The 11,556-nt window shown below is 39.8% G+C and carries 10 protein-coding genes; 4 read left to right on the top strand and 6 right to left on the bottom strand.

Translation table 11 applies throughout. From position 1 onward, the window contains the following. Positions 1-202 precede the first annotated feature (202 nt). Complete coding sequence (locus IPZ60_RS13885; protein WP_194198314.1) at positions 203-1,321, top strand: L-dopachrome tautomerase-related protein; 1,119 nt, start codon at positions 203-205, stop codon at positions 1,319-1,321. A gap of 466 nt (positions 1,322-1,787) precedes the next feature. Here the strand turns inward: IPZ60_RS13885 and IPZ60_RS13890 are convergent, their stop codons facing one another. The 3 genes from IPZ60_RS13890 to IPZ60_RS13900 form a co-directional block, all read right to left on the bottom strand. Then, a complete protein-coding gene (locus IPZ60_RS13890) occupies positions 1,788-2,126 on the bottom strand; it encodes a hypothetical protein (RefSeq protein ID WP_194198315.1) in 339 nt (112 codons plus the stop codon). A gap of 110 nt (positions 2,127-2,236) precedes the next feature. Then, positions 2,237-3,637 carry an NAD(P)/FAD-dependent oxidoreductase gene (locus IPZ60_RS13895; RefSeq protein WP_227669382.1) on the bottom strand — a complete coding sequence of 467 codons (1,401 nt, stop codon included), beginning with the start codon at positions 3,635-3,637 and terminating at the stop codon, positions 2,237-2,239. A 163-nt stretch (positions 3,638-3,800) separates the two neighbouring features. After that, positions 3,801-4,265: a hypothetical protein gene (locus IPZ60_RS13900; RefSeq protein ID WP_194198316.1), complete on the bottom strand. Its 465-nt coding sequence runs from the start codon at positions 4,263-4,265 to the stop codon at positions 3,801-3,803. Positions 4,266-4,509: 244 nt separating this feature from the next. Between IPZ60_RS13900 and IPZ60_RS13905 the strand changes: the two genes are divergently transcribed. The 3 genes from IPZ60_RS13905 (at position 4,510) to IPZ60_RS13915 (ending at position 6,765) form a co-directional block, all read left to right on the top strand. Continuing rightward, the gene (locus IPZ60_RS13905; protein ID WP_265087471.1) at positions 4,510-5,202 is read left to right on the top strand and encodes a peroxiredoxin; all 693 of its coding nucleotides are present in this window, start codon (positions 4,510-4,512) and stop codon (positions 5,200-5,202) included. Positions 5,203-5,371: 169 nt separating this feature from the next. Continuing rightward, on the top strand, positions 5,372-5,917 hold the full coding sequence (locus IPZ60_RS13910) for a sulfurtransferase (RefSeq protein WP_194198317.1): 546 nt from the start codon (positions 5,372-5,374) through the stop codon (positions 5,915-5,917). Between the two features lie 98 nt (positions 5,918-6,015). Continuing rightward, the gene (locus IPZ60_RS13915; protein ID WP_194198318.1) at positions 6,016-6,765 is read left to right on the top strand and encodes an MBL fold metallo-hydrolase; all 750 of its coding nucleotides are present in this window, start codon (positions 6,016-6,018) and stop codon (positions 6,763-6,765) included. A 298-nt stretch (positions 6,766-7,063) separates the two neighbouring features. On the opposite strand, the gene IPZ60_RS13920 is transcribed toward IPZ60_RS13915, so the two are convergent. The 3 genes from IPZ60_RS13920 to IPZ60_RS13930 form a co-directional block, all read right to left on the bottom strand. Further along, complete coding sequence (locus IPZ60_RS13920) at positions 7,064-7,447, bottom strand: rhodanese-like domain-containing protein (protein WP_194198319.1); 384 nt, start codon at positions 7,445-7,447, stop codon at positions 7,064-7,066. 260 nt (positions 7,448-7,707) lie between these two features. After that, entirely contained in the window at positions 7,708-8,724 is a 1,017-nt protein-coding gene (gene cydB / locus IPZ60_RS13925; protein WP_194198320.1) for a cytochrome d ubiquinol oxidase subunit II, read from the bottom strand. Continuing rightward, positions 8,724-10,232, bottom strand: coding sequence for a cytochrome ubiquinol oxidase subunit I (locus IPZ60_RS13930; RefSeq protein WP_194198321.1), 1,509 nt, complete (start codon positions 10,230-10,232; stop codon positions 8,724-8,726). Before IPZ60_RS13930 ends, cydB begins: the two co-directional genes overlap by 1 nt. Positions 10,233-11,556: the final 1,324 nt, after the last annotated feature.

Here is an 11,556-nt window from a genome sequence, read left to right on the forward strand (position 1 = left end):
AGCATAGCGATTGTCTTGCGTCATCAAAGCAGTCTCTCAGACTATGTCTTAACATTTCTCATTCACGAAGTACGTCATGGCATCATTTGAGAATAGACCGTTATACATTAAAATGTAGAAACCCTATCAATCTCTCCAATTAGAGTAACATGGTCAGATAAGAGAGCTAATATAGGCCTCTTTAAATATTCAGGAATTCACAATGAAAAATATTTTTATTATTGGGTTAGTCGCTATTGTCCTAGCAGGCTGTAGCTCACTTGAGCACGACGCTATGTCCGTGACGCAAGTAAAACCCGTGACGAAAGTAAAAAGCGACGTTGCGACAGTGGGACAGATAGAAAACGTGATCGGTTTACCTATTCGCCCAGGCAATGTCATGGCTACTAGCGATGGTCGGGTATTTTCTACTGTGCATCCGAACGATGGTGAGCAGGGTGTGCAGTTATTTGAAGTGACTGGGCCCAACACTTATGAGCCTTGGCCTTCAAGTAAATTTCAATCACCTAAAGGTCAATATGGTGAAGCGACCATTGATACACCTCTAGGTATCACCAAAGATAATCAAGGTGGATTATGGATTGTCGATATGGGTCAGCACATCGGTAAGACTCGTGTTTGGGGTTTTGATATTAAAACTGGCGCCTTGATTAGCAAAATCGAGATACCTACAGACATCGCACCAAAAAATAGCTTTGTGCAAGACTTAGTGGTTGATAGAAAGAACGGATGGATTTACTTAGCCGATATTCCCAATCCAGCCGTTATTGCCATTGATATGAACACCAATGAAATACGGCGTTTTGGCAATCACATCGCTTTACAACCCGAAGCTGACGCAAAAATGGTGATCAATGGTGTGGATATCATGCTAGGGGGCCAGCTGACAAACAATGGTATAAATCCGATCACAATGTCAGCTGATAATAATACAATTTATTTTGGCGCGATGAATGGTAAATCTTGGTATAGCTTAGACGCTACCTTATTTAGGGCGAAAGCCAGTGATGAACAGATTGGCAATAGCATTATCCGTGTCGGTGACAAGCCAGTATCTGATGGTGCTACTACAGACAATCATGGAAACCACTACTTTACCAACTTAAATGATAATGGCGTAGATGTGCTTGATAATAAAGGGCAGCTAACATCGTTAGTACGAGACAGTCGATTTGATTGGCCTGATAATGTGTCTTTAGATACCAATGGCTGGTTATATGTTGCAGTGAATCAATTACATAAAACACCGCCGTTCACTGGCACTGTCGATAAGGGCCAGCCACCTTACCATATCTACAGAGTGTGGGTAGGGAAGCACTAATTCGAACATCAGCTATTTTTAACTTTATAACATGATTTTTAACAGACAAGCATCATTAATAATGGTCATTATTGTTATGGGTACTGTCACTTTTTCAGGCAACTCAGAGCGGATTTAAGTGCTATGACTATGAATTGATACAGGCATAGGTTTTTTGCTAAAGCCATATATTGCAGACATAAAGAAAGCCCCAATCTGATGATTGGGGCTTTCTAAATTTGGTAGGCATAAGCAGGTTCGAGCTGCTACTCCTTAGATTGATACAGTAATGGAGATTATTATCGGCAATAATATTAGATATATGGAGCTTGAGAACCAAAAATTACAATAGGATTCAGGTTATAAAATGCCAAGACAGATGTGGTTTGATTTTTATTGTCAGGCTGCGTAACTAAAGTCTCCCGAGTGAATGTCTACGGATTTAACAACATAGCTAGAATGACTTACGTATTTTTTCTTTTGGATATTAAGCGCTAGGATTGGTTAGTCCGGTTATCAGTGGCAATATAACCACATAAGCATAAACAAACAATGCTGCTACCATTGCCAGATGGAAGGCCCAATCTACCCAATAATTGAGACTTCCTAAACTAGAATTAAAAAATAATGGCAAAGTAAAAAAGCCAATTCCTGCCGTAATAGCTGCTAGTACACTGGTAAAACGATATGCTAGCTTTTGATGCCTACCTGCAACGCTCCAATAACTCCATGTGATCAATAATAATAGAAATAATGCACCGACCAGCATCGCATTCTCTAATATAGCTTCCCACAACATCATAAATGCTTGATTTAAAAGTAACATGACAGCTCCCTTACAAATGTTAGCGAAACTTAGTAAAAGTTCCTACTTATATAAACGGTAGCCAGCTTATTGAAACTTACGAAGATACTGACTATCTGTATGATACGAGGTTAAACTCGACCTTTGGCAACAGCCATATAAGCAGGTTTCAGCATCATTTCTTCTAGAAACCATGCAAAATAGCTTTCTTTTAACGGGTTAACCAAAGGCACACTTGGGGTTAAATTATTTTCATAATCGAACTCAACAAGCATCGCCTCACCTTCTTTGATTAACAACGGACACGAGGTATATCCATCAAATTTTTGACTGGGTGCCTTGCCTTGTATCACCTCAATAAGATTGTTCGTCACTATGGGTGCAGACAGTTTAACAGTTGCAGCTGTTTTACCTTTTGGTGTGCCATTAATATCACCGACCCCAAAAATATTTTCATAGCGCTTGTGTTGTAGCGTATATTTATCAACGTCAAGCCAACCATTGTTATTGGCTAAGGGGCTGTTTAGTATACTGTCTACTGCAAACATGGGTGGTACAATATGAATAAAATCATAGTCTTGTCGATTTTGATTGCCCTCTGAATCCGTGAAATAGGCAGCTTTTGATGATTTATCGATGCCAGTTAAGCGTTGCTCAAAGTTTGCGCCAATTGGTGGGTCATAAGATGCCCAGCGTGATAATATATTTTCGTTTACAACAGGCACGCTAAATACCGTCTGATGCGGACTAAAAAATTGAATATCACTGTTTTGTCGTGTACCTGCTTGTATGAGTCTGTCGTGCAGCATAAAGGTCATTTTCAATGGCGCACCTGCACACTTCATGTCAGTATGTGCTAGCGTCATTACGGCGCGCCCTCCTTTTTGACGAAAGGCGTCTATTTGTTGCCATGTTTTTATAGCAGTTTCTGGACTATGATAAACACTACCAATGCCATCAGTGCCTAAGTCTTGAATATTAAGACCCTCTATTTTCTCAAAACCTAATCTTAAGCCAGTTGCTACCACTAGATAGTCATAGCCAATTTTTTTGCCGCTCTCAGTAATTACCTGATTGTTATCCGGTGAAAACTCACGAGCATTTTCTTGTATCCAATTTATTCCTGCAGGAAGAAGGTTGGCGTTACTGTCTATAACCTTGTCGGTATTATTCCAGACGCCTGTGGCTAGCAAAGTGTAGCCAGGTTGGTAATAGTGAGCTTGTCGACTGTCTAGTATAGTCAAGGTTGCATTGGGAAGTTGACGACTCAACCTATTGGCAACGGCCAATCCTGCAATACCAGCACCAACAATAACAATATTAACTTTTTCTTGAGCTGTGGGAGACGATACGCAGCCATTCAGTGACATGCTGCCTATAACTGCTCCAGTTGCAATGCCTGCACCAATAAATTGACGACGATTAAATAATCTTGAAACTATGGGTTGTTTGTTATCGTCAGCGCGATTGGGATACGCTGCCAAAGCGTCTTGATTCGATCTACTGGTTTGATTACTTGGATGTCGTTTCATAATGATCTCCTATGTCCTTCTATACCATTCAGAATAGTTAATTAAAATATATAGATATAAAACAAGGACATAAGAGCAGATATTTTGTCCTTTCTATGGAGCGCTTAAGCTAATCAAATCTTAAGCTACTGATTTCTCATTAAAAACAGCATTAAAAACAGCATTAAAAACTGGCTATTTTTGTATCTTTATCAACCATCAATTTAGCAATGGCTGCGGGGTCTGCTACGGCAACACCATCAATTAGCGCAGACTTATAAAGCCCTTTACCTGGAAGATAAATGGCACAAACTTCGACTGTAGTTTTGGTTTTTTCCATAACTGTCTTCATTAACCCTTGTGCACTCATATTCATTGGAGGTTGCCCTGTAGTGACACTACTAGGCGCATCACGTAGTGCCATGTCACCAGCTGCACCGCAGAGCAATACGTTGGTTTCTGCTCCTTGCTTCGCTGATTGCATGGTGAGCACCATGGACATTAGCTGTACCTGAGCATCATCCGATGTGACAATAACCAATAACGATGGTTTTGCTATCTTGATATGACGAGTTTCTTCAGCAGAAGCAGGACTAACTGCTAAAAAAGTGGCAACTGCAGTAAGGATAGGAATAAAGATTCGTTTCATAATATCTCTCAGTTTCTCACGAAGTTATCGGCTGCTATATTTGCTTATATGGCGAACAGCCGCTGGATAGTAATTTTAATCATACAAGTTTAAGACATGCTATTAGATAATAAGTTACAAGGTACATTTAGAAAAACTAATAGTTATATTAAACTATATAATATTTTTTAGTATATTACTATGCTATATTTAATATATTGCATCGTTGCAATGATTTAATAACTATCTAACTAAGGATAAGCAAATGAGAAACCGTCAACATTCACGTGAAAACTGTTCATGCCAAGATGACATGGAACCAACTAACGCCATTCAATTCCCTCAACTCAACCAACCGTCACCAGACTTCAATGCGTTAACCACTGATGGTATGAAGTCATTAGCTGACTACAAAGGTAAATGGTTAGTACTATTTTCTCATCCAGCAGATTTTACGCCTGTATGTACTACGGAGTTCATAGCCTTTGCTAATAAAGCTGAAGATTTTCGTGCTAGAAACTGTGAATTGCTAGGATTATCTATTGATAGTGTGCATTCGCATATCGCTTGGATGCGTAATATCAAAGAAAATTTTGGTGTAGAGATTACCTTTCCTATTATTGCTGATTTGTCGATGCAGGTTGCCAAATCCTATGGCATGATTCAGCCCGGTGCCAGTGATACCTCAGCAGTACGTGCCACCTTTATCATTGACCCTGAAGGTATATTACGAGCAATGGTCTATTACCCAATGAGCAATGGCCGCTCTGTTGATGAGTTCTTACGCTTACTTGATGCCTTGCAAACTAGTGATGGCAACAAAGTTGCTACTCCAGAAAATTGGAAAGTGGGGGAGCAGGTCATTGTGCCGTCACCTCGTACCGCTGCAGAAGCTGAAATACGTGCTGACGAAGGCTATGAGTATAAGGATTGGTATTTTAGTAAAAAGTCGCTGTAACAAATATGAATTTGTGAATTAGCGATTAATTTTGAGAAAGTTAAGCCTTGTTAATTAACTAATGCGCCTTGGCTTTCTCAAATATCACTACCTATATTTATGCCACCAAGAGTGGCTATTAGCATCAGCCAGCTGGCATAAAAGAATCGTATGTATCTATGGAGAGAGCATGAAAACCATTATTTTGTCGTTATTCCTCATGTTTGGTATAATTTTTTCTGCTAGCGCGGAAGATGCGTTATCCGTGCCACCACAGGAGGTCTGGAGCCTTGTACAGGAGCATCCTGATGAGTTGTTGTTTGTTGACGTACGAGATCCTATAGAAATCATGTTTGTCGGCTTTACGGATGCCGTGGATATCAATATTCCTTTTAAGCTAGTTGATCGTACCCAGTTTAATGAAGATAAAGGCAGTTTTGCCATGCAGAGTAATCCAGATTTCGTCAGTGGTATTAAAAAGGCACTAAAGGCTAAAGGGCTTGATAAAGACTCACTCATTGTTACGATGTGTCGTTCTGGCTCAGCACGCGGTAAGCCGAGTGCTGATTATCTGATTTCCCAAGGGTTTTCAAATGTAAAGTATATCAATCACGGCTTTCAGGGAAGCACAGTAAAAGAGGGTAAGATGAAGGGATTTCGCGTAGTGAACGGTTGGCAAAATGCTGGTTTACCTTGGTCGTCAATGATTAATGCAAACAAGATTAGTAAACCTTGAGCCTTGCTAAGTGCTATATATAGATGGTTATTAGCACGGCATTTATGTTGAATGACTTCTACTACTGTTAATATTAAATCACTAAACGAGGTTTTATTATGATATTTCGACAACTATATGAGCCACTCTCTAGTACTTATACCTATCTTATAGGAGACGTCAATACAGGACAGGCAGTACTAATCGATCCTGTCATTGCGACGATGGATCGCGACTTAGCTGAGATACACAGATTGGGTCTGACTCTAGCTTATACTATTGATACACATATCCATGCCGACCATATAACAGCCGCTTTGGAGATGAGGCGTGCGGTTGGTAGTAAGATCGCTGCACCTGCCTACGACCGACTGGCATGTACGGATGTTGGGCTAGAAGAAGGTATCCCATTTGAGCTGGATGGTATTACCTTGCAGCCTTTACATACACCAGGTCATACTGCAGGGCATTTTGCTTACTTGTACAATGACCGCGTCTTTACTGGAGATGCGCTATTGATAGATGGGTGTGGTCGAACTGACTTTCAGCACGGTGATGCCGATGCCTTATATAATTCTGTGCGCCAAAAGCTATTCTCTTTACCGGATGAGACGCTAGTCTATCCTGCGCATGACTATAAAGAGTGCTTTGTCTCTTCAATCGCTCAGGAAAAAAAGCGCAATCCAAGGCTTGGTGGCGATACAACTCTCGAAGAGTTCAGAGTCATCATGGATAATCTAAACCTACCGTATCCGAAATTCATTGACTACGCAGTTCCTGGTAACCAGCAATGTGGTGTTTGCCCTGATGACTTGCCAGATAAATTAGCTGATTACTGCCGTCAGATGACACAAAGTCCTCAAGGGTAATGTGCTTTATTTTAGAGAGGTATTAAGCGCTTCTTTTAGTTAAGCGCTGTAATACCTTTACCCATAGATAGAGTGCTAGAACTTTTTTTATGGATAGATTAACTAGTACAGTTAATCATCGCTATGCTACTCATAACGACCCCAGTCGCAAAAATAAGCTGATAATGCCTAACAATTTTAAAACAGTCGGATTTAAGTTATGGTCATTGCTAGAAGCAGTTAAATCAACCATTAGGCTTAACATATGAGTCGACCCACCTGATCGTATACATAATACGTTCCTATTGAAAATAAGTAACTAATAAAAATCAATACCTTCATTTGCCATAGTTATTGGTATGTCCGTTTTAAGACATGCCTCATAACCGCCAGCAATTGAGGCCACTTGCGTATAGCCAAGTTCGGCTAGTGACTGAGCTGCTAGCGCCGCGCGTCCACTGCTTTGACAATATAGTAGGATTTCAGTATCAGCACCCTTGATAGCTGGCAGGTCAGAAATTCTAAATTCCAGTATGCCACGAGGTACTGATACTGCGCCTTTGATATGGCCCGCAGCATATTCAGCAGGCTCTCTGACATCAATAATGATATCTGCTTTATGACAAGCAACTTGAGCCTGTGCTACAGGTATTTCAGTAATTTGCGCTTTCGCAGCGCTAACCAAGTCATGTGAAGTTTTCATATTAATGCCTTAGAATAGGTGAGTTCAGTCATATGTTTAAAGTAATTACAAGCCCATGGCCAGCTTGATTAATTGCGCAATAATAAAAATAGTCAAAAACCCTAATATATACAATCCAATGAACCATGCCCATTGTGTTTGTTTTTTACTAAAGTTTTTCATAGTAACTTCCTAGTTAGCGTATTAATCAGCTTGTTAAGCCTAGTTGCCATAATGACTTACAGCAATTGTCAGCTATTGATAGTCATGATTATCTATTATTAATACATATGCTCATGATCTGTTTTTCCCTTAAAAGTGTAATAGGCAAAAGCAGTATAACTTAGGATAATCGGTAGCATGATGACCGCACCAACGAGCATAAAGGATAACGACGTATCCGCAGCCGCCGCTTCATAAATAGTCATCTGATAGGGAACAATGTAAGGAAAAATAGCAAAACAAACACCGATATAACCCATCAAAAATAATGCGACCGTTAGTAGAAAGGGACGGTACTCTCGCTCACCTGTCAAGTCTTTACGCATCAAGAAGAATAGCAGTACAACAATGATTGGCATCGGAGTTAGGTAGAAGATACCTGGTAAACTGAACCAGCTTTCAATGGCCGCGATATCTGAGAGATACATAAACACCGTTACCACTATCATCGCTGCGACCAAAGCAAAAAGCAGCCACTCAGAAACTTTACGTGCCCATACTTGTAAGTTGTGTTCTGTCTTAATGATTAGCCATGTAGAGCCAAGTAAGGCGTAACCAATAATCATCGCAAAGCCGCAGACGATAGAGAAAGGTGTTAACCAGTCGAATGGACCACCACTGTATAAACGATTGCTAGCTTCTAGACCTTGTATTAAAGCGCCCAACATAAGCCCTTGACAAAAAGTCGCTAACACCGAACCCACAAAGAAAAAACTGTCCCATACATGACGACGTGTCGAGGATTTAAATCGAAACTCAAACGCTACACCGCGCATAATTAGACCGAATAGCATAAAGATAACTGGTAGGTACAAGCCACTCATCACGATGCCATAAGCGACAGGGAATGCGGCAAATAAACCGCCACCGCCAAGTACGAGCCACGTCTCGTTACCGTCCCAAAATGGAGCGATAGAGTTCATGATGCGGCTACGATTTTTGTCAGAGCCAGCAAAAGGAAATAAAATGCCACAGCCCAAATCAAAACCATCAAGCAAAACGTATATGAAAACAGATAAGGCAACTAAACCGCCCCAAATTAGAGGTAAATCTAATACATCACCAAAGTTAAACATTAGCGTAACCCCTCGTCATCTTTGTCATTTGCAGGCGTATCCAAGTTCTCTGTATTATCACGTTTGAGATTTTCAGTAGGGTTGTTATCCCCACTTAATGTACGACCCTGACCTTCGGTTACAGAGTGCTCGTAGAAATTATCTTCCGCAGGGTCTTCGTAAGGTTGTGGGCCTTTAGCGATCAATTTTAGAATGTAGAAGCTACCCGCGCCAAAGACAAAGATATATAGTACGATAAAGCCAATCAAGGTAGTGGCAACTTGTTGAGCAGCCACTGGTGACATACTCTCAGCGGTACGAATGACACCATATACGGTCCAAGGCTGACGTCCTACTTCAGTAACGAACCAACCTGAAAGAACCGCAATAAAACCCATCGGGGTCATGATCATCCATGCCCGGTGAAACCATTTGCTTTCAGGGTTGTAATGTTGTTTTTTGAAGTATTTATAGATACTGAACAGGCCGACAAGTACCATCAATGTACCAATAGCAACCATAATCCGGAATGCCCAAAATACAATGGCGACAGGTGGTTGATCTTCTGGTGCCCAATTTTTAAGTCCTTTGACCTCACCATCTAATGAATGAGTCAAAATTAACCCTGAGACATAGGGAATACTTACTTCGTACTTATTAGTCTGATTTTCTTGATCTGGGATAGCAAATAGACGTAAAGCTGCACCGCGCTCATCTTCCCAAATACCTTCCATCGCGGCAACTTTAGCCGGCTGATGCTCTAAAGTATTTAGCCCATGCTCATCACCGATCAACACTTGAGCTGGCGCAACAAAGATAGCCATAATCATCGCCATACCGAGCATGACTTGACCATGCTTGCGATTTTCAGTGTGTTTTTTGGATTGAATATAATAAGCGCCAACGCCGCCAATGACAAAAGCAGTCGTTAAGTAGGCAGCCGTTACCATATGTGCAAAACGGTAGGGGAAGGAGGGGTTAAATATAATCTCAAGCCAATTGGTAGGATAGAGAAGACCATCAGCGCCTATCATAAAACCTTGTGGCGTTTGCATAAAGCTATTAGCCGACAAAATCCAAGTAGCTGATATCAGTGTACCAATAGCGACAATCGCAGTTGAGGCAAAGTGCATACGTTTGCTAACGCGGCCCCAACCAAAGAGCATGATACCTAAGAAGGACGCTTCTAAGAAAAACGCCGTCAATACTTCATAAGCTAATAATGGACCTATGACGTTACCGGCTTTATCTGAGAACACTGCCCAGTTAGTGCCGAACTGATAGGACATTACAACGCCTGATACGACACCAAGACCAAAGACTACAGCAAAGATCTTGACCCAATGCTTATAGACTTCAGCATAGATAGGGTTACCCGTTCTAAGCCAACGAAACTCTAGTACCGTTAAAAAACTGGCAAGTCCGATAGAAAAAGCGGGGAAAACAATATGCCATGAAATGACAAAAGCAAATTGGATACGTGCGAGCATCAACGCATCCATCTGATCGATCACAAATGCAGCGAACATAAATGGTTACCTTTGTTTGTTAACTGAGTGGCGCAACCTTCCATGATATGTTTAAGCAACTGTTCGTCCATAAAAGTAAAAAATATTACGGGCAATAGCTAATGGTTATTTAGCTAAAATTATCAATATAAGCTCTTAAAAATTAACAGCCATCTATCTGTTATACGAATGGATTGCTATATATGGTAGTCGTTAGATAATTGTCGATAATATAAAAAATACTGTGAAATAAAGATCAAAAAGATAATTAATATTCAACTGTTCTTGTTGATAATCATCAGTAATATATTTAAATAAATCTGTAGTAATAATACACGATATACTATTGTATAGTATACAAAAATATATATTAATTATATATATTTAGTCAGTTACTATGTTTTAGACAAAAGAATGTGTCGTTCATATGCTGATTGAAACGTTGGGCGATTGCTTCTTTACATTCACATGATTAGCCATCTAAGCAATAGCGTCAAAGCCTAAAACTAAGGGTTGCAGGTTTGAAAATCTGACATGATGGTATAAAAAGCATATAGATAAAACTATTCCCCCTACAGCCCATATATTACAGACAAAAAAAGCCCCAATCGTGAGATTGGGGCTTTCTAAATATTTGGTAGGCATAAGCAGACTCGAACTGCTGACCTCTACCATGTAAAAGTAGGTCGACCAAAACACATATTATGACGATATCTTACATGTACCTAGTTTATTGGCCTACAGATATTATATGATTGAATAATCGCGATGTAAATTGTAATCTAATAAAATTTAACTCGTATTTGGGCACTGTATTTTTATAGTATTTTTACCTCTACTCTATTGTTGGATTAGACCTGAAATAGTGAAAATTAATCATTAAATAAATAGTAAGGAGAGAGTTGTGTGGCTTCAGATTCAACAGCCACTCCTTATATTGATACAGTAACGGAGATTATTATCGGCAATGATATTAAATATATGGAGCTTGGGAATTAAAAAATTAGAATAGGATTCATACTATAAAATGCTAAGGCAGATTGGGTTTTAGTATTATTGTAAGACTACTCGATTAAAACTTTTCCAAGTTAGTGTCTACGTGATTGACAGCATAGGTTATCAACATGGTTAAATGCTACCATCATCGATAAGTTTGCTGCTCATAATTCATTAAGTAATACTCTAGATAATACTGGGGCAGTTCACTTTAAATTCTATATATGAGATTTAATCCTATCAATGATTACTGCCATATTTTATTAAGCACTGTAAACCAGTTTTTTGACGTGATCTTTTCAATCAATTGATCAGAGAAGTGTCGTTGCTGCATCCGCTCAATTAACAT

The sequence above is a fragment of the Psychrobacter sp. NG25 genome, assembly GCF_015234355.1.
Classification (GTDB): Bacteria; Pseudomonadota; Gammaproteobacteria; order Pseudomonadales; family Moraxellaceae; genus Psychrobacter.